The sequence below is a fragment of the Neisseria subflava genome (genome assembly GCF_003044645.1).
In the GTDB taxonomy this organism is placed as follows: domain Bacteria; phylum Pseudomonadota; class Gammaproteobacteria; order Burkholderiales; family Neisseriaceae; genus Neisseria; species Neisseria subflava_B.
On record NZ_POXL01000001.1, the window covers coordinates 116,139 to 135,363 of the forward strand.

The window sequence follows — 19,225 nt, forward strand, 5'->3', positions numbered from 1 at the left end:
AAAACAGGCAGGACATCCTGCCTGTTTTTTTATTTGTGATGATTAAAATTTATATTCTAACTGACCACGAATAACGTTTACGTCCTGCTTATCCGTGCCGACAGTAGGCGTAACCTGTTTGCCTGCCAAATAGAAGCCTTTAAGTTTCCAGTTTTTCCAAGGAATATAGGTTGCACCGATTTGCACGCCTTGGACGTTTTTGCTGTAATCCTCAACAGAAGAGACACCAGACAACGAACCGACACGGCGGTAGTTCAAGAATACGTCGTAAGAATTGCGGACATTCCAGTCGGCCAATTTATAGCGCACTTCAGTGAACACGCCATCATTTTTGATTTTTTGTCCGGCATCATTATAGGCTTTGATATTGGACTTGCTAACCGCCGCCATCCAATGCCAATCGTCATTAAACTTGATGTCCGTACCGATTTCTCCGAAGACCGCATTTTTCTTCGCACCGTGTACATCGATGTCCTTCATGTAGCTGACGGTTGCGCCGACGTTGATATTCTCATTCACAGGCAACATGCTTTGCACCGCGGCAAAATGTCTGCGACGGCCGCCAATGCCCCATGCGTTGTCGTTCAGATTGCCAGTACGGCGACCTGCATAGATTTTAGTAGGCAGGGTTTTATTGTCAAAGAAGATTTCGCCGCCGGTTACTTCGGTATCCCATACGCGACCGTATGAAGAGAACGCACCAAATTTACCGACACGCGCTTTAATGTTGTTGTACAAAGTGCCTTCGGCATACAGTTTATTCACCGGCACATCATGATCGCCATTGAATTTACCGGTTTCCAAATCGATATTCGGCTCGATTTGCGCAACCAATTTCCAGTCTTTGTACAGTTTTGCGCGTACCCAAAACTCCGCATTGAAGTTGGCATTGGTATCTTCAGGCGTCGGATTGATGCTGCTGTTGTTGGCATTGATGTCTTTGGTATCCGCACGTACGCGCAAGCCACCATTTACAGTCAACAAGTCATTGAAAATACTGATTTTATCATCATCTTTGCGAATAATACTGTCGGAATTGACATAATCGTTGGTGGTAGCCAAAGCTGCCGCATCACGTCCGCCATCAGCATTTTCTGCCAATGAATAAGACGATGAAGCCAATAAAATACAGGTTGCAATCAGTTTGGTTTGAAATTTCATGCCGACTCTCCAAAAGAAGGTATTGAAAGTGAAGTATTCGATAAAGCGTACAAAATTATGAATTTCGTATAAATTATTCATTTTATTTACTAATTATTTTTATCGTATGTAAATTAGTGTAATCAGTCAAGCAGATTTAAACGCTTTATCCTCTTTCAGACGGCCTCTTGATTCAAGTCAAACGGAAGCCTGCTCATCAGGCTGTTCAAACTGCCATTTCAAGGCATCGGCCAATGCCGTCCTGCGTTTTTGATGGCATCCAACAGCCTTAACCAATTCCTCCGCATTTCCCCAAAACACGAAACGTTCACGCGCACGGGTAATGGCTGTGTAAAGCAGAGCCTTATCCAAACCTCGGGCTTCTTCTTCGCTTTCCGTTGTTGCAGGCACTGACGGGGGCAACAGCCATACTTCCCGATATTCCGAACCTTGGCTCTTATGCACCGTCATGGCAAAAGCCGATTCAAAATCGGGCAAACGGCTGATGGCAATTTTTTTGAATCCATCTTTTTCAGGAAAATATGCAGACAAGCCATTCAACGATTCTTCATCTTTCATAATCAGCCCGATGTCGCCGTTAAACACTTCCAGCATGTAATCATTGTGCGTAATCATGATGATTTGTCCGGCAAACCAAGGCGTTTCTCCCGAAACCTTGCCTTGTCGTTGCAAGTATTCTTGATAAGCCTGATTCAAATCATCCGCATCCTGCCGCCAAGCTGCCAATACCACCACATCGGCCGCATGACCATAGGCGAGTGCAACATTATTCTTTGCCACAGCCTGCCAATAATCCTGTTGCTTTTGATACAGCAAAGCGACCTGCTCTTTCAGACGGCCTGATTTCATTTCCAATTCTTTGGGGAACTTATCAAACTGTTCGACCGCAGTTTGCTTTTCCCCGGACACCACCGCCCTTGCCAAACAGCCGATACCGCTGTCTGCACCGAAACGGTGGCTGAATGTCAATTTGGCATTGTTTTTCGATAAAGCCTGTGGCTGCCCTTTAATTTCAAAGCCATGATTGGGCAGGTACACTTCCAACTTTCCAGCAGTTTCTTTATCCAAAGCCGTCGGACGCGACAATGCCGCCAATACGGCTCCTAACCCAACCGACGGCAACTGGTTTTCATCGCCAAGCAACACCAGACGACAGCCGGTCGGCACGGCGCGCAATAAATCCAACACCAGCGGCAAATCCAACATTGAGGCCTCATCCACCACCAAAATATCCAATGCAAGCGGATATTCATGATTAAACGCAGGACGCATTTGCGGCGGCCGCAGTTTCAACAATCGATGGACAGTCTGCCCTTCCAAGTTTTCCAAATGCGCTTTAATGCTCAGAGACAAATCAAAACCGTCCAAAGCACGCTGCAAAGCCCGTGCCATATGCGCAGCCGCTTTGCCCGTCGGCGCAGCCAACGCAATACGGGGCAGCTTCGTACTGTTATTACAAATCAGACCCAAAAGCTTTGCTACGGTCGTCGTCTTACCCGTACCCGGCCCGCCGGTAATCAGCATAAAGTTTTGCAGCAAAGCCAAAGCCGCAGCATCCCTCTGCTCTTTGCTGTCTTTAGTATCAAACCAATCGCTCAGGCTTTTTGAAGCTGCCATGAAATTCACTTCTTCCGCCTCGGCACTTGCCAGCCGTTTGATTTCGACAGCCAAATCATGCTCCAACTGCCACATCCGTCCCAAAAACAATTTCCGGCCTTGCAGGATAAGCGGTTTATCCGCATTACCGACCAAATTCGGCAAGTTGCTTAAGGCATCGACATCCGATTTATCCAAGTAAATAAACGAATGCCCGTTTTGCAAGGCTGCAAACAGTCGCACCACATAAGGCTCAATAACGGATGCACCCTGCACTTCGTGGCGGCGGAAAAACGCTATGGCCGCATCTGCGGCAGAGGAAAGGATAGAGTCGGTCGGATTCATGGCTCAGGATTGATTGATGTGGAAAAAAGAAAGGCCGTCTGAAAAACAGCGTTTCCATAAATGAAAACCTATTTTTCAGACGGCCTCTATTATACCTTTCAAAGCATAAAATATTTGCCTGAAATAATAACCTTATTGCAGAACTTGCAGGCTGCCGTCTTTCATGGTCATTACCCTGTCGAAACGCTCAGCCAGCTCGTCATCATGGGTTACCACAATCAGGCTGGTGTTCAATTCGAGTTTCAAATCCAGCATCATGTCCAGCACATTTTGCGCATTTTTACGGTCAAGGTTCCCCGTCGGTTCATCTGCCAATAAGCATTTCGGCTCATTAACCAAAGCACGGGCAATCGCCGCACGCTGACGCTCGCCTCCGGAAAGTTCACTCGGACGGTGCAACATACGTTTGTCCAAGCCAACCTTTTTCAGCATTTTGACAGCCTTCTCCTCAGCCATCGCCTTGGGCATTTTGCCGATTAAAAGCGGCATCATGACATTTTCCAAAGCAGAGAACTCAGGCAATAAATGGTGGAACTGATACACAAAGCCCAAATAACGGTTGCGCAATTCGCCCAATTGTTTTTGGCTCAAACCGCTCAAATCCTGATCCATCAGTATTACCTTGCCTTCAGACGGCATATCCAAACCACCAAGAAGGTGCAACAACGTAGATTTACCGCTGCCTGATGAACCAATAATACTCACGCTTTCCGCTTCAGCAACTTCAAAATCCAAATGATTCAACACCTGTACATTCAATGCGCCGTCATTATAGCTTTTGCCAACACCGATACATTTCAAAATTGTCTTACTCATAGCGCAAAGCCTCCGCAGGTTGGGTTTTTGCAGCACGCCAGCTCGGATACAGTGTAGCAATAAATGCCAAGCCAAGCGAAATGCAGGCAATAACGGCGACATCCTTCAAGTTCACATCACTAGGCAGGTAATCGATGAAATAAACCTGTGAGTTAATCAAATGCACGCCAAACAGGTCTTCAAAAAACGCGACAATCTTACCGACATTCCAACCCAGCAAGACACCGCATACCACGCCCACAAGCGTACCGAAGAACCCCGCAAATGCGCCCTGCACCAAGAAAATCTTCATGACGCCGCCTGGGGACAAACCTAAAGTGCGCAAAATCGCAATATCGGCTTGTTTTTCCGTTACCGCCATTACCAAAGACGAGACGAGGTTAAACGCAGCAACTGCGATAATCAGTGTCAAAATGATGAACATCATGCGTTTTTCCAATTCAACGGCTTCAAAATAGCTGCGGTTGTTAAACGTCCAGTCACGCACCCATACTTCATCTTTTTTAGCATCGGGAATCAACTTGGCAATGAAAGACGGCGCATTCTGAGGATCAGCCAATCGTAAACGCAGCCCACCGACATTTTCTCCCAGTCGATACAAGACTTGCGCATCCTTGATATGCGTCATGGCCAATGTGTTATCGACTTCATAAACACCTGTTTTTACCACACCGACTACATTAAACTGCTTCAAGCGCGGTACTACGCCGGCAGGAGTAACATTCCCCTCAGGCGTAATCACTGTAACCTTGCCGCCAAGCTCCGTACCCAATGCCTCAGCCAGCCCTTGGCCTAAAATAATATCAAATTCTCCCGGCTTCAAATCGTCAAAACTGCCGGCCGGCATATCCTTGCCGTAATCAACGACATTTTTTTCTTCAGACGGCAAGATACCGCGTATCTGTACACCGCGTACTTCTCCTGCATTAGCAAGCAAAGCTTGATCGGAAACATAAGGCGCGCTGGCCAATACTTCCTTTTTGCCTTTTACAAATTCGCGCAAATTCTGCCAACCCGGCGCACTGCCGACATCGTAATAGCCGATTTCCGCATGAGGTGCGACGTTCAACAATTGGCCGCGTATCTCTTTCTGAAATCCGTTCATTACCGATAACACCACAATCAGCGCCGTTACACCCAAGGCGATACCGACGATTGAAATCATGGTAATAAATGACATAAAGCCGTTGCGTTTTTTCGCACGCAGATAGCGCAGGCCTATCCAAGTTTCTAAAGAAGCCATTCAAAAATGCCTCATTCGTTTGTCAAAAAAGGCTTATTGTACCGTAAAACCGACAGGTCGTCCGATTGCCCGACTGATGTAGCATTCAGGGATAAAGTGTATGTAAAACCATGTATCTTCCCGTAAATTCCGCCGAAAAACTTGCACAATCTGCCAATCGCCCTTATTCTGAAGCTGTGACACACTTTGTCACCATCAAAAAGGAAATACACTAATGAACAGCAAAAAATTCTTGGCCCTCGTATCTGTAGCTGTAGGTTTGTCATTCAGCTTCAATGCATATGCCGCCAAAGAAATCAAAATCAGTTCAAACAATACCGCTTACTCCGACGCCGATGTTCAAAAACTGGCAGCCACTGCTGTCGGCATGGGCGTAAAAGAACCTGTCAGCCTCAACAGCGGAAACGGTGTTGTTACCGTATCCGGTAGCAGCGCAACCAAATGCGCATTTAAAGTCGGCAATGGTGATACGCCTCAAATTCAAGGCGTCAGCTGCAAATAATCTGATTTAATCAATAAAAAGGCCGTCTGAAAGACTTTCAGACGGCCTTTTTATATTGCCATTTAAGATTGGATATTTCTTCTATCGTAAACAGCCTGTGCCAAAGTACCGGCATCCACATATTCCATCTCGCCGCCTAAAGGGATTCCCCTCGCCAATCGGCTGACTTTATAAGGAAGATTTTTAAACAATTCTGCCAATACATACGCTGTCGCGTCGCCTTCGGCTGTGAAGTTGGTTGCAATGATAATTTCCTCAATATCACTCGCCTGTAAACGGGCCACCAGCTTATCTAATGCCACTGCCGAAATATCCATACCCTGCGCCGGACTGACTTGCCCCATCAGAACAAAATACAGACCATCATGACAGTTGGCCGCCTCCATACTGGAAACATCCGCCGGCATATGGACAATCATCAAGCGGTTTTTCTCGCGTTTTTCGTCCGCACAAATTTCACACAAATCGCCTTCGCAAAATGTGTTGCACATCCGACAATGCTGCACCTGCTTCAAAGCAAATTGCAAAGCGTCCACCAATTCCTGAGCCTCTTCGCGTTTGTACTGTAAAAGCTGGTAAGCCATGCGTTGAGCGGATTTCGGGCCGACATTGGGCAGAATTTTTAATGCATTAATCAAGCGGACAAAGGCATCAGGATTTTTACTCATGATTTCAGACGGCCTTTTAAAAGATAGCTAAAAATAAGAAAACAGCCGGAATTCATCCGGCTGCCCTACTCAAATACCCTGCTTATTCGGCAGCATTATTAACTTGCTGTGCGCCTTGCGTACGATCGATTTTCTTACCCAAATACTGGAGTAAATTATCGAACACATTGGCAGAAAGCTGCTGAACCAAAGCCTGTTTGGCAGCCGGAATCTGTGAATCGGCATTTTCAGGAGCAGAAACACTCTGAACTTCCATAATCACCGGTGCAGGCATACCTTCCAACAATGCGTACGCAGGTTTACCGCCGACAGGGTGCGCTTTCAACAAAGCCGCATAAGCCTCCGGAGACATGGTTCTACGTGCATCTTGCGCGCTCAATTGCGAAACAGGCGACCATTGAACATCGGCAGCTTTACCGGCTTTCAACGCAGCCAAAGTTTCTTGGGCTTTCTTCTCTGCCAGTTTGGCGGCTTCAGAGCGCAGATATGCTGCACGGACAGTGTCTTTGACCTCTGCAAATGGTGCAATTTTCTCTTCGCGCACCTCTTTCGCACGAATGACCCAAACGGTTTCGTTGTTGATGGCAATTACTTCAGAATTGTGTTTTTTCTTCAGTACATCATCGCTAAACGCAGCATTAATCAACGTTTCAGGCAAACCGGCCTCTTTCGCGCCTGCTTTGGTTACCCATTCATCCAGGTTTTCCACTTTCAAACCTGAATTGGCGGCTGCTTTTGCTAAAGAAGATGGATCATTGAAGGCATCTTCACCCAATTTTTCTTTAGCGGCATTAAAGGCAGAAGCTGCTTTTTTCAGTTTCAAGGCTGCTTCGATCCGCGCTTTGGCTTGTTCCAAAGTCGGCTCAGCTTCGACATTCAAAACTTTGATGATGTGATAACCCAAAGACGATTTAACGGTATCGCTGACTTCGCCTTTGCCCAATGCAAATGCCGCTTTATCGAATTCAGGTCCAAAGCCGCTGCCGCCGCTTTTGCTCAGGTAGCCCAAATTGCCACCTTTGTTGCTGCTGGACAAATCTTTGGAGTACTTAGCCGCCAGTTCGGCAAAAGCATCTGGGTGCGCTTTGAGCTCTGCAGCCATTTTGTCTACTTCGGCTTTAATTTCCGCATTGCTTGCTTCATCTCCGTTAGGCATAACCGGAATGAAAATATGCGCAATTTCGACCCTTGGTGACAAATCTACGCTTTTACTGTCGTAAGCTTTTTGTACTTCTTCCGCACTGACGGTTTGCTTGTCAGCCAAATCTTTAATATTCAAAGCCACATATTCCAGCTTAACGGCTTGAGGAACCAAGTAATCTTTTTTATGCGCTTCATAATACTTTTGCAAAGCCGCATCATCTACTTTTACTTGTGCCGCAAATGCTTCAGGGCTGAAAGTAAATGAACGGATGGTACGTGTTGCTTGAGTCAGGTTAATCAACTGACGCGCTTGCGCATCGCTGACCAAAGTGCCGTTTTGCACCAAATTCAACAGATTTTGCAATTGGAACTGTTCACGGATATCTTCAACGAACTGATCCTCGGTCATCCTGCGTTGATCCAAATATTTCTTGAGCAAATCCTGGCTGAATTTACCGGAAGCATCATGAAAATTCGGATCATCCACAATAACTTGCTTGATTTGTTCCTGAGACACAGCAATGCCCATCAGCTTGGCACCTTGCTTCAGATAAGCACGTTGCAATAACGATTGGAATACCGCATCACGCGAAGGCGCATTATTGCCGGCAGCCTGCTCATTTTGTATCGCAATCTGTAAAGCGTGTTCGCTGACTTTCTCATCCCCGACTTTAACAATGTAATCAGAACCCGGCGAAGACAAATTATTGGCACCGAATCCGATAAAAGTCAGACCGATGATACCTAAAACAATCTGGGCGGGTGTTTTATATTTTTCAACAATATGGAACATATTTATCCGAAAGAAAAGTTTGGCGTGGCAGACGCAAAATGCTGCCGCAAAAATCTTAAAATCCTGAAAACAGGCTCAAAGCGCGTATTGTAACGTATTTTTTCAAGGCTTGCTTTTTCAGACGGCCTAAAAACCTAAAAATGCCTTATCCGAACATTTCCTGATACGCTTCTACTGAAAATCCGACATGAACCTGCCCTTCTTTGACCAACACAGGCCGCTTGATGATGCTGGGATTCTCCACCATCAAAGCAATCGCACCTTCTTTTGTGGCGGCAGATTCTTGCGCATCTTTATCCAGCTTGCGCCAAGTCGTACCTCTTTTATTAAGCAAAATTTCCAAAGCTGCCTGCTCCAGCCAGCCATCAATCAAATCAGCAGTTGGGGCGTTTTTCTTAAAATCTACAAACTCAAACTCAATTCCATTTTCCGCCAACCAACTACGCGCTTTTTTAACCGTATCGCAATTGGGAATACCGTATAGTTTTATCATCTTATTTATCCTTAAGTTTTATTCATGAAATCACAAATTCAGGCCGTCTGAAACCTTTCAGACGGCCTGAATTGAATGCTACTTATTTCTTAGCAGCTTTCTTCACTTTAATCTTCACGCTTTTGCCTTGAGCGTTATTTTTACGCCCGGCCTTAACAGAGGCTGTTTTCGCCTGCGCTTTTTTCTTACCTGCGGCTTTAGGTTTGCTTGGCTTGGCCGGTTTGGAAGCAGGTTTACTTTTTACCTTGGCCTTCTTTGCCTTCACGGGAGCAGCCAACGCTTCATCGATTTCTTTAGCCGAAAGTTTACGCTTACGCTTTTCGACAGGCTTGTCAGCAGCTGTCGGCTTACTCACAGATTTCGCTTTTCTTCCGCCGCGTCTCTTACCGACTGAACCGCCGCTGATTAAGGTCAAATCAATCTTGCTGGTATCCAAATCGGCACGCACGACTTTTACAGTAACCGTATCGCCCATATTGAAACGGACACCACTACGCTCGCCCTCAATTGCCATAATCTCAGGACGGAAGTTGAAATAATCCTCTCCCAAATCGCTGATATGTACCAAGCCGTCGATATGAATATCGTCCAAGGTTACAAAAATACCGAAGCTGGTCATGCCCGAAATCTTGCCACTGAAAACTTCGCCGACTTTGTCGCGCATATAATAAGTTTTCAGCCAGTTTTCCACATCGCGGCTGGCATCATCGGCTCGGCGTTCGCAGAAAGAGGTATGCACGCCCAAAGCCTGCCAGGTTTTATTGGGTTGGTAAGTTTGTCCGTTCAATACAGCCTTAATGGCACGATGGACCGTCAAATCTGGATAACGGCGGATAGGCGAAGTAAAGTGTGCATATGCGCTATAAGCCAGACCAAAGTGACCGTCGCAATGCGGCTCATAAACCGCCTGCTGCATAGAACGCAACATCATTACTTGTAACAATTCCGCGTCTGGACGTTTTTTGAATTGCTCGGCAAGCGCAGCATAGTCTTTCGGCGTCGGATTATCACCGCCACCCAAACTCAGCCCCAGCAAACCAAGCTGCTCGCGTAAAGTGGCCAGTTTTTCGGGGGTCGGGCCCAAGTGATTGCGGAACAAAGCCGTATGTTTGTTCTTCAGCAAAAATTCTGCCGCGCAAACATTCGCTGCCAACATACATTCTTCAATCAGCTTGTGCGCATCGTTGCGGACGACGGGAACAATCTTGTCGATTTTACCGTTGTCATCAAAAATCATCTGAGTCTCAACGCTCTCAAACTCAACCGCGCCACGCTCAAAACGTTTTTTCTGCAAGATTTTAAATAACTGATACAGAGTATCGATTTGCTGTTTAAACGGATGATCCCGGCCGTCTGAAATCCAATCCCAAACTTGATTATAAGTCAGTCGCGCATGCGAACGCATTACTGCCGGATAGAAACGGTATTCCTTGATATTGCCGGCATAGGTAATCACCATATCGCATACCATACACAGGCGTTCGACATCAGGATTGAGCGAGCAGATACCGTTGGACAACTTCTCCGGCAACATCGGAATCACACGGCGTGGGAAGTACACGCTGGTACTGCGTTCCTGAGCATCTACATCAATTCCGTCATCAGGACGGACATAATGACTGACATCGGCAATCGCCACCACCAAACGGTAATTGCGGCCGACTTTTTCAGCAAAAACCGCATCGTCAAAGTCCCGCGCAGTTTCGCCGTCAATGGTTACCAGAGGCAAATCGCGTAAGTCCACGCGCCCTTTCAAGTCGGTTTTACGCACATGATCAGGAATTTTCTTCGCAGCTTTGACACATGCTTCGCTGAATTGATGAGGCAAATGGTGCTTGCGTACAGCAATTTCGATTTCCATACCGCTGTCGGCATAATCGCCCAACACTTCAATCAGCTTAGCCACAGCAGGACGATGCGCTTCAGGATACGTCTCAATTTCAGCCACAATCACTTGACCGGATTGCGGTTTAAAGTGCGCCACGCTTTCAGGTTCCAGCACGATACTTTGGCTCAAACGCTTGTCTTCGGCTTCCAAAATAGCCACGCCGCGATCCATATAAAAACGGCCGACCACTTTAGACTGCGCACGCTCCACCACATCCAAAACCGTACCTTCACGACGGCCTCTGCGGTCAATACCGGCAGGACGAACGGTAACAATATCCCCGTGCATTACACCGCGCATCTGACGCTCATACAAAATAAAATCGCCCTCGCCTGTCGGCGTTAGCGGCACGGCAAAACCAAAGCCGTCTTTATGAGCCTCGACACGGCATTTAACCAATGCCAATTTTTCTGCCGCACATACCGCACCACGTCGGTTGATCAACACCTGACCATCGCGCGCCATCGCTTTCAGACGGCGTTCGAAAAATTCATATTCATCTTCTGCAATCGACAATTCATGTGCCAAAGCTTCTATTTTTGTCGGCACACCTTTTTGTTCCAATAATTCAATAACCCATTCACGGCTGGGCAACGGATGAGCGTAACGTTGTTTCTCCCGCTCCAAATATGGGTCTTTTTCTCGTAAATTTAAAGATTTAGTATTTTTGTTCATTTTGATAGTTGACATTCTTTTTTTAAAATATATAATAGCTGCTTCTTCGCAGTTCAGGTAGTCAACTCTACCTTAAATTGAAGAATAAAGCAAAGCCCAGGTGGCGGAATTGGTAGACGCGCTAGCTTCAGGTGCTAGTGTCCTCACGGGCGTGGAAGTTCGAGTCTTCTCCTGGGCACCAAATATTTTGGTGCTTCTTTGCTTAAGAAAATTTAAATTGCCCAGGTGGCGGAATTGGTAGACGCGCTAGCTTCAGGTGCTAGTATCCTCACGGGTGTGGAAGTTCGAGTCTTCTCCTGGGCACCACTGATAAATCAATCAGTCAAGTTTTCACATTATTCTGAATAACAAGTCAGGGTAATAGTCCACAGAGAGGTGGATGAGTGGTTTAAGTCGCACGCCTGGAAAGCGTGTATACGTGAATAGCGTATCGAGGGTTCGAATCCCTTCCTCTCTGCCAGATACTAAAGACACCAGCTAACGGTGTCTTTTTTCATATCTGCCCTTCTTAAAAATATTACACCACACTTTTATTTCTATTACCCTCTAATCAGAAACCTGCCACTCATTCTTATCTTATACTAAACCTTAATGATTAAAGGCCGTCTGAAAGTTTTCAGACGGCCTCTCTTAAAACCTACCAAATCCCAAACCATTGTTTATCAGACTGCTTTTTATTGCCGTTCTGCTGCTCGTGATTTTGACGGCGAAATTGCCAAGGCGCTTGCGGATTGTCTTTTTTCCATAAGCCTTTACGCTTTTCCTTGGCTTGTTTTTGCGCGGCCGAATAGTCGGTGTAAGCGGTTTTACTTTGTTGTTTTTTGGCATAACTTTCATAATGCCATGCAGCGCCATCCCGTATCTGCATCAAATTCAGGTCAATCGTGCCGACTGATACTTGGGCAACTTCGCGCTGGTAATGGTCGGCTTCAAACACGCGGACTTTGGCTTTTTTATTCAATGCTGCATCAATCAGATTGTCTCGTGATTGCGTACCATAAGCCTGGTTGATTTCCGGTGCATCGATATAGGCCATGCGGATTTTGTGTTTCCTGCCGTCGCTATCGATAATGTGTATGGTATCGCCATCATGGATTTTGATGATTTTTCCGTTGTATGTGTAGGATTGTCGCGATGACTTTTGTTTTTGCTCCGGTTTGGGTTTAACTTCGGCTTTGGTGTCAGATGTGGCTTTGACGACATTTTCACCCAGCCATTCATTAACCTTTTCTAAACCGATATTGTCGCCTTGTGCCAATGTTGCAGCAACGCTTACCCCTGTACGAATCAACTCGGTATCGCGTGAGCTGTAACCAAGTGCACCCAACACGGATAAAACAACGGGCAACCATTTTATAATTTTACTGATTTGCATATTTTGCCAAATTGAAGGCCGTCTGAAAGACCTGATGTACTTTCAGACAGCCTTTAAGATTGATTAATCTCCATTAATCCTGACAAGGCAGGATGACTTTTGCGCCTTCTGCCGTACCCAAAACCAACACATCGGCGGCATCACGGGCAAAAATACCGTTTTCAAGTACGCCGGTGATTTTGTTGATTTCGTCTTCCATTTTCAGGGCTTGGTCGATATTGAGGCCATGAACATCAACGATTTGATTGCCATAGAAAGTGGTATAACCGACACGCAACTCAGGCTGTCCGCCCATGGCAAGCAATTTGCGCGACACCAGTGAACGGGCATTTTCAACCACTTCTACCGGCAATGGAAATTTGCCCAAACGGGAAACATATTTGCTTTCATCGGCGATACAAACAAATTTATCGGATGCGCTAGCCACGATTTTTTCGCTCAAATGCGCACCGCCGCCGCCTTTAATCATTTGCAGCGCGTGGTTAACTTCGTCTGCGCCGTCAACATAAACTGCCAAACCCATCACTTCATTCAGTGAAACTTCAGGAATCTCGTATTTTGCCAAAAGCTCGCTGGATTTTTTAGAAGTAGACACGGCACCCTTGATTTTCTTACCGCTTTTACCCAAAGCTTCGATAAAGAAGTTGATGGTCGAGCCGGTACCGATACCGATGTATTCGTTTTCAGGAACAAATTCCACCGCTTTTTCGGCGGCAATGCGTTTGAGTTCGTCTTGAGTTGCCATGTTGTCAGTCTTTCGGTTTGAATAATAAAGTAATTTTAAGCTCTTAGGCTTTAATCAGCAATACTGCCGCTTGCGCTTCAATGGCTTCCATACGTCCCAGATAGCCAAGTTTTTCGTTGGTTTTACCCTTGATGTTCACGCAGTTTTCAGGCAAACCCAAATCTGCGGCAATATTGGCACGCATTGACGGAATATGCGGCGCAAGTTTTGGCTTTTGCGCAATCACAGTCGCATCGACGTTAACCACCTTCCAACCCAATGCCTGCACGCTTTGATAAGCCTCGCGCAACAGCACACGGCTGTCAGCATCTTTGAATTCGGCGGCAGTATCAGGAAAATGGCTGCCGATATCGCCCAAACCGGCCGCACCCAAGAGGGCATCTGTAATCGCATGCAAAAGCGCATCAGCATCGGAATGACCCAGCAATCCTTTTTCAAACGGAATGTTGACGCCGCCGAGTATCAAATCTCGTCCTTCAACCAACTGATGGACATCGTAGCCCTGTCCGACACGGATATTCATGTTTGTTTCCTTAAATAATGGGTTTTGATTGTTCAGACGGCTTTGAGCAACAATCTGACAATGTATTCGTCTTGCGGCAGCGTCAATTTCAAATTGCGCGTATCGCCCTGCACCAAGCGCGGCCGGATACCCAGTTTTTCAACCGCTGACGCTTCATCCGTAATCTCACTTAAATCATCAACCGATAAAGCACGGTGTAACAAGGCCGTCTGAAAAAGCTGCGGCGTTTGCGCCTGCCATAACCCTGCGCGCGCAACGGTTTCATCAATATGATGACTGCCGTCTGCCCGCTTGAGCGTATCGGCCACCGGTATGGCCAAAATACCGCCTTCATCATTCTCACCCGCCTCATCAAGCAAACGCGTTAGCGCTTCAGGAGGCAGGCAACAGCGTGCGGCATCATGAACCAAAATATTGTCTTGCGCCTCAGCCAAACCTTGCTCCAATAAAACGGACACACCATTGCGTACCGTTTCGGCACGACTTGCGCCGCCTACTCGAAAGACGCGTACTTTCTCAGAAACGGCCGTCTGAAAAACCGAATCTTCCGGCGAAAGAATAACGGCAATTAAATCTATGCGGGAGTGTTGCTCAAAGATTTCTATGGTATGTTGCAATACGGTTTTACCATTGATTTCAACATATTGTTTGGGTTTTCCTGCGCCAAATCGCGCTCCCACACCGGCAGCAGGAATCAAAGCGATATTGCGACACATCATGCTGACGCTCCCGCATTAGCCTCATCAGAAGTTTCGGCCTTGCGCCATACACACACTTCGCCCAAATCGTCCAAATATTTTTCATGTGCGGCCAGCTCGTCCGCATTGGCTTTGATGACTTTCAACTGCGACGTACGTTTGGTTTCCGCAATAACGGTTTGTTTGACTTCGCCCTCTTCTTCCGTCTCGCCGCCCATCAGATCGAACTGCTGACGCGTCATGGCAAGATAGACTTCACCCAAAAGCTCGCAGTCGATTAGCGCGCCGTGCAAGACCCGTTTGCTGCGGTCAACGGAAAAGCGGTTACACAACGCATCCAAACTCGCCTTTTGTCCCGGAAACATCTCACGCGCCATGGCCAGCGTATCGGTCACTTTACAACCGAGTTCCTCAATAGAAGGCAAACCCATGCGGCGGAATTCCATATTCAGGAAGCCGACATCAAACTTAGCATTATGGATAATCAGCTCTGCACCACGAATAAAGTCGGCAATCTGTTTACCCACTTGAGCAAACGGCGGCGCATTCTTCGCTTCCAATACTTCAATCGTCAAACCATGCACCTTCGCCGCATCCTCCGGCATATCGCGTTCGGGGTGGACATATAAATGAAGGTTGGAGTCGGTCATTTGGCGGTTGATCATTTCCAAGCCGGCAAATTCGACCAGACGGTCGCCGTTTTCAGGATAAAGACCCGTGGTTTCCGTATCGAGGATAATCTGACGTTGGCTCATGGTTGGTGGTTTCTGCAATTATCAAAACGCCTTGAATCATACTGAAGGCCGTCTGAAATGTATAGTCAGCAAAACTTTAGCTGCTTTTGAAATACCTTTTTATAGCTGGATTTTTTCAGACGGCCTTTATTCTTTTTTCATCCAATGGCCATCTATTACTCCAATTTTGAGTAGAAAATCCAATTTCTACAAAATTTTTTAAATTTAATTTCTTTAATAATTAATATCTTACGTATAAATTAAATAATAGGAACAATTATCATTTGCAAATTTAAAAAATCGCCGTATAATACAACCCATCGAAACAAAACAACCGCACAACAGAATGAAAGGAGAAGAAAATGCCCGAAAGTATTTTTAAGCAAGTCTCCCTTGATATTCTGAGACTGCACCAACAAGCCATCCGCTCTTTAATCGCCACCAAATGTTGCGATGAGTGCGAAGTACACGACTCAGTATTCATTACTTTAGATGGCCGATATTATGTTTGGCTCCCTTGTATGGGCAAATCGCCCCAATCAGAAACCGGTATCCTGCTGATTGAAGATGAAGACGGCAATACACGCTTGAGCTGGGTTGCCGATACACGCGAAGTCAAGCAAAAGGACAGTCTGTACAACCGCGTTGTTTCCGCCCTGCAAAGAAAAATGCAGCGCACGAAAAACAAGTTTATCCAGTCGGCAAACGCCCGATTGCTTGAGTTGACGCCGCAGCAAGGCCGTCTGACGACAAACAGCAAAGATTTCTCGCTTTCACCACATGACTTGATGAAAGCACTTTATCCGGCAACACATCAAATAGGAGAATTTGCCCTGTAACAGTTTTTGGTAGTGGTTTGTGTTCCTTTTGCGCCCCTTAACATTTTAAAGGGGCGATTTTTTTGCCCCTACTTTTCAGACGACCTAAACACCGGTTTTCCAGTACAATAAAGGCCGTCTGAACATTTCCTACTTTTCAACCATGCAACTGCTCAAATACATCCAATCACAAGGCCTCGGCAGCCGCAAGCAATGCCAATGGCTGATAGATAATGACTGCATCGCCATCAACGGCGAAATCTATAATCGTGCCAAAGACGATATCGACCCGTCTCAAGTGCACACCCTGTCTGTTGACGGCGAAGAAATTGCCGCCGTCCCCATGCCCTATTTCTACATTCTGCTTCATAAGCCTGCAGATTACGAGACTTCGCACAAACCTCAGCAATATCCAAGCATCTTCAGCCTTTTTCCCGACCACATGCGCAATATCGATATGCAGGCAGTCGGCCGCTTGGATGCAGACACAACCGGTATTATTCTGATTACCAACGACGGACAATTTAACCATCGCGTTACCTCGCCCAAACACAAAGTTCCGAAGCTCTACCGCGTCACTTTGAAACATCCTGCCGACGATACCCTTTGCACCACACTCAAAAACGGCGTCCTCCTGCATGACGATAATGAAACCGTCGCCGCAGCCGAAGCAGTATTAGCCGTCCCAACCACATTGATGATGACCATTACCGAGGGTAAATACCATCAGGTCAAACGCATGGTTGCAGCCGCAGGCAACCGTGTCGAGCAGCTCCACCGTGAGAAATTCGGCGACTGGAATGTCGATGATTTGGCCGCAGGAGAATGGAAATTCATCCAAATCTAAAAAAAATTCCAAATTTTTTCGATCATTTTTTAAACAATATAGATTTTTTATTTATTTAAAATCAAATATCTAAACCTTGTTATTTTTATTTAACGAAATTTAACACTGTAAAGACTGAACTATTGTATAATTCGCCTGTCTGAGTAACACTTGCTTCGAAAGAAGTGAGTAAGTGAGTAAGACGTTTTCCCCGTAATGTGTTTGGCCATCTATACTTTCCCCTTAGTATAGATGGTTTTTTTTATCTAAAATTTGGCAACCTAACGAATGTACTTTTAGACGGCCTTTCTCATCTAAAAAAGCCATCATTGCCAAACCCCATCTCTACTCATTAACTTGCCATTATCCCTTTTCTCTTTCTTGTCTCTTCCGCATCAATCTGTGCCGTTCCAATTTCAGACAAATCGTTTTATAGAAAGAAAAACTATCGGCAACTATCCAAGCTAGGGTTACAGAATGTTATTTAGACAGCCTTTAGATAAATACCATCTTTGTTGCCGACATACTTAAAAGCACACCTTAGTACTATCCAATATCCTCACAATAACCCTTTCCCATATCCCACTTTTCAGACGGTCTTTATCGTTACGGCTCTTTCAATCATTCATATCGCTTCAGCCAAATTCTCTGTTTCCAGGTTTCAATACCAAGTAAACCAGATAAATCCACTAAAAATTCTTTATTACATGGTTTTTTTAACTAATTTTCTTTTCCGACTTTAGTCAAGATTCGTTAAATCTTTGCTGTAAAATGTTGTCTTTATTTTTATGCATCTGAGTATTTATGTCTTCCAATCAACCCCGTCAAACCTGGTCCAACCGTTTGACTTACATCCTTACCGTTGCCGGCGCGACTGTCGGCTTTGGCGCAACTTGGCGTTTCCCGTATTTGGTCGGTGAAAACGGCGGCGGCGCGTATGTGTTTCTGTTCTGTATCGCCATGCTGGTCATCGGTATTCCGATGATTTTGGTGGAAAACGTCATCGGCCGCCGTAAAGGCGTGAACGCGCTGGATGCGTTCGGCGGCTCAATGAACGGCAAACCTGTTGCCAAAGTTTGGAAAGCAGTCGGTTGGATGGGCCTGCTCGGCGCATTCGGCATCATGGCCTATTACATGGTACTCGGCGGCTGGGTTATCAGCTACATCGTCAATATCATCGGCGGTAATTTGGATATTTCCAGCCCTGTTTCCGGCGAAGTTACCAAAAGTTTCTTTACCGAACACATCGAAAACAGCCCTTGGGAAATTGCGTTTTACACCTTCCTATTTGTGGTTGTGAACCAATGGATCTTGGTCAAAGGCGTTATCGGCGGTATTGAAAAAGCGGCAAAATACCTGATGCCTTTGCTGTTTTTATTCCTGATTGCGATGGTTGTGCGCAACGTTACTCTGCCGGGCGCTATGGAAGGCATTACCTTCTATCTGAAACCTGACTTCAGCAAAATTACGGCCGAACTGTTCGTCTTCGTTTTGGGTCAAGTATTCTTCGCCTTGAGCTTGGGTTTCGGCGTGATGATTACGTTATCCAGCTATCTGGATAAAAACGAAAATCTGGTTCAGACGGCCGTAATTACCGCAATTACCAACACTTTGATTGCCGTGTTGGCCGGCTTTATGATTTTCCCATCCCTCTTCAGCTTTGGCGTTGCCCCGAATTCTGGCCCAACTTTGGTATTCCAAAGCCTGCCGATCGTGTTTTCCAATATGTGGGCAGGCCCCGTGTTTGCAGTAATTTTCTTCTCACTGCTTCTGATTGCCGCGCTGACCACTTCTCTGACCATTTATGAAGTGTTGATTACAACCATTCAGGAAAAAACCAAAATCCGCCGCGCAGCTGCGATTACCATCGTACTGGCAGGTATTTTTATCTTCGGCAATATCCCGTCCATCTTGAGCTACGGCCCATGGAAAGATATTTCCGTGTTTGGTAAAAACATTTTTGATGCCTTTGACTACATCAGCGGCAACATCCTGTTTATGCTGACCGCGCTTGGCTCAGCCTTGTTTGTCGGCTTCGTGATGAAAGATGAAGCGAAGGACGAATTGCTTTATAAAGGCAACCATACGACGGTCAATATTTGGTTTGCCTATGTGAAATATCTCGTGCCGTTGGTGATTTTGCTGATTTTCATCAGCAACCTGTTCTGATAAGCAAGCATATA

Annotated in this window: 17 protein-coding genes and 3 tRNA genes; 7 read left to right on the forward strand and 13 right to left on the reverse strand. The window is 46.1% G+C overall.

Features of this window, described 5'->3' with window-relative positions; genetic code table 11:
• Positions 1-42: 42 nt before the first annotated feature.
• From DBY97_RS00530 to DBY97_RS00545, 4 genes are all read right to left on the reverse strand, one after another.
• Positions 43-1,242 carry a hypothetical protein gene (locus DBY97_RS00530; protein WP_107857099.1) on the reverse strand — a complete coding sequence of 400 codons (1,200 nt, stop codon included), beginning with the start codon at positions 1,240-1,242 and terminating at the stop codon, positions 43-45.
• Between the two features lie 96 nt (positions 1,243-1,338).
• The gene (gene recD / locus DBY97_RS00535; RefSeq protein ID WP_107857100.1) at positions 1,339-3,102 is read right to left on the reverse strand and encodes an exodeoxyribonuclease V subunit alpha; all 1,764 of its coding nucleotides are present in this window, start codon (positions 3,100-3,102) and stop codon (positions 1,339-1,341) included.
• Between the two features lie 132 nt (positions 3,103-3,234).
• Positions 3,235-3,918 carry a lipoprotein-releasing ABC transporter ATP-binding protein LolD gene (lolD, locus tag DBY97_RS00540; RefSeq protein ID WP_107857101.1) on the reverse strand — a complete coding sequence of 228 codons (684 nt, stop codon included), beginning with the start codon at positions 3,916-3,918 and terminating at the stop codon, positions 3,235-3,237.
• Positions 3,911-5,161 carry a lipoprotein-releasing ABC transporter permease subunit gene (locus DBY97_RS00545; protein WP_107857102.1) on the reverse strand — a complete coding sequence of 417 codons (1,251 nt, stop codon included), beginning with the start codon at positions 5,159-5,161 and terminating at the stop codon, positions 3,911-3,913. Before DBY97_RS00545 ends, lolD begins: the two co-directional genes overlap by 8 nt.
• A 214-nt stretch (positions 5,162-5,375) precedes the next feature.
• Between DBY97_RS00545 and DBY97_RS00550 the strand changes: the two genes are divergently transcribed.
• Positions 5,376-5,663 (forward strand): hypothetical protein, encoded by a 288-nt coding sequence (locus DBY97_RS00550; protein ID WP_003683377.1) that lies wholly within the window; start codon positions 5,376-5,378, stop codon positions 5,661-5,663.
• A 62-nt stretch (positions 5,664-5,725) separates the two neighbouring features.
• Here the strand turns inward: DBY97_RS00550 and recR are convergent, their stop codons facing one another.
• From recR to rnr, 4 genes are all read right to left on the reverse strand, one after another.
• Entirely contained in the window at positions 5,726-6,331 is a 606-nt protein-coding gene (gene recR / locus DBY97_RS00555) for a recombination mediator RecR (RefSeq protein ID WP_107857103.1), read from the reverse strand.
• Between the two features lie 82 nt (positions 6,332-6,413).
• Complete coding sequence (locus tag DBY97_RS00560) at positions 6,414-8,267, reverse strand: SurA N-terminal domain-containing protein (protein WP_107857104.1); 1,854 nt, start codon at positions 8,265-8,267, stop codon at positions 6,414-6,416.
• A 145-nt stretch (positions 8,268-8,412) separates the two neighbouring features.
• Positions 8,413-8,760, reverse strand: coding sequence for an ArsC family reductase (locus tag DBY97_RS00565; protein WP_107857105.1), 348 nt, complete (start codon positions 8,758-8,760; stop codon positions 8,413-8,415).
• 82 nt (positions 8,761-8,842) lie between these two features.
• Positions 8,843-11,323, reverse strand: coding sequence for a ribonuclease R (rnr, locus tag DBY97_RS00570; RefSeq protein WP_107857235.1), 2,481 nt, complete (start codon positions 11,321-11,323; stop codon positions 8,843-8,845).
• A gap of 94 nt (positions 11,324-11,417) precedes the next feature.
• Between rnr and DBY97_RS00575 the strand changes: the two genes are divergently transcribed.
• The 3 genes from DBY97_RS00575 (at position 11,418) to DBY97_RS00585 (ending at position 11,783) form a co-directional block, all read left to right on the forward strand.
• A tRNA-Leu gene (locus DBY97_RS00575) sits at positions 11,418-11,504 on the forward strand.
• Positions 11,505-11,542: 38 nt separating this feature from the next.
• Positions 11,543-11,629: transfer RNA gene (locus tag DBY97_RS00580), tRNA-Leu, on the forward strand.
• Positions 11,630-11,692: 63 nt separating this feature from the next.
• Positions 11,693-11,783, forward strand: a tRNA-Ser gene (locus tag DBY97_RS00585).
• 177 nt (positions 11,784-11,960) lie between these two features.
• On the opposite strand, the gene DBY97_RS00590 is transcribed toward DBY97_RS00585, so the two are convergent.
• The 5 genes from DBY97_RS00590 to dnaQ all read right to left on the reverse strand — a co-directional run bounded on the left by DBY97_RS00590 (position 11,961) and on the right by dnaQ (position 15,419).
• Positions 11,961-12,698 carry a thermonuclease family protein gene (locus DBY97_RS00590; RefSeq protein WP_107857106.1) on the reverse strand — a complete coding sequence of 246 codons (738 nt, stop codon included), beginning with the start codon at positions 12,696-12,698 and terminating at the stop codon, positions 11,961-11,963.
• A gap of 73 nt (positions 12,699-12,771) precedes the next feature.
• The gene (rpiA, locus tag DBY97_RS00595; RefSeq protein WP_107857107.1) at positions 12,772-13,443 is read right to left on the reverse strand and encodes a ribose-5-phosphate isomerase RpiA; all 672 of its coding nucleotides are present in this window, start codon (positions 13,441-13,443) and stop codon (positions 12,772-12,774) included.
• 43 nt (positions 13,444-13,486) lie between these two features.
• Positions 13,487-13,966, reverse strand: a complete 480-nt coding sequence (ispF, locus tag DBY97_RS00600) for a 2-C-methyl-D-erythritol 2,4-cyclodiphosphate synthase (RefSeq protein ID WP_107857108.1) — start codon at positions 13,964-13,966, stop codon at positions 13,487-13,489.
• A 32-nt stretch (positions 13,967-13,998) separates the two neighbouring features.
• On the reverse strand, positions 13,999-14,685 hold the full coding sequence (gene ispD / locus DBY97_RS00605) for a 2-C-methyl-D-erythritol 4-phosphate cytidylyltransferase (RefSeq protein WP_107857109.1): 687 nt from the start codon (positions 14,683-14,685) through the stop codon (positions 13,999-14,001).
• Complete coding sequence (gene dnaQ, locus DBY97_RS00610; RefSeq protein WP_107857110.1) at positions 14,682-15,419, reverse strand: DNA polymerase III subunit epsilon; 738 nt, start codon at positions 15,417-15,419, stop codon at positions 14,682-14,684. Before dnaQ ends, ispD begins: the two co-directional genes overlap by 4 nt.
• A 341-nt stretch (positions 15,420-15,760) precedes the next feature.
• On the opposite strand from dnaQ, the gene DBY97_RS00615 reads away from it, so the two are divergent.
• The 3 genes from DBY97_RS00615 to DBY97_RS00630 all read left to right on the forward strand — a co-directional run bounded on the left by DBY97_RS00615 (position 15,761) and on the right by DBY97_RS00630 (position 19,211).
• Entirely contained in the window at positions 15,761-16,237 is a 477-nt protein-coding gene (locus DBY97_RS00615; protein WP_107857111.1) for a hypothetical protein, read from the forward strand.
• Between the two features lie 142 nt (positions 16,238-16,379).
• Positions 16,380-17,063: a 16S rRNA pseudouridine(516) synthase gene (locus DBY97_RS00620; RefSeq protein WP_107857112.1), complete on the forward strand. Its 684-nt coding sequence runs from the start codon at positions 16,380-16,382 to the stop codon at positions 17,061-17,063.
• A gap of 783 nt (positions 17,064-17,846) precedes the next feature.
• Positions 17,847-19,211 carry a sodium-dependent transporter gene (locus DBY97_RS00630; protein WP_107857113.1) on the forward strand — a complete coding sequence of 455 codons (1,365 nt, stop codon included), beginning with the start codon at positions 17,847-17,849 and terminating at the stop codon, positions 19,209-19,211.
• The last annotated feature ends 14 nt before the right edge of the window (positions 19,212-19,225 follow it).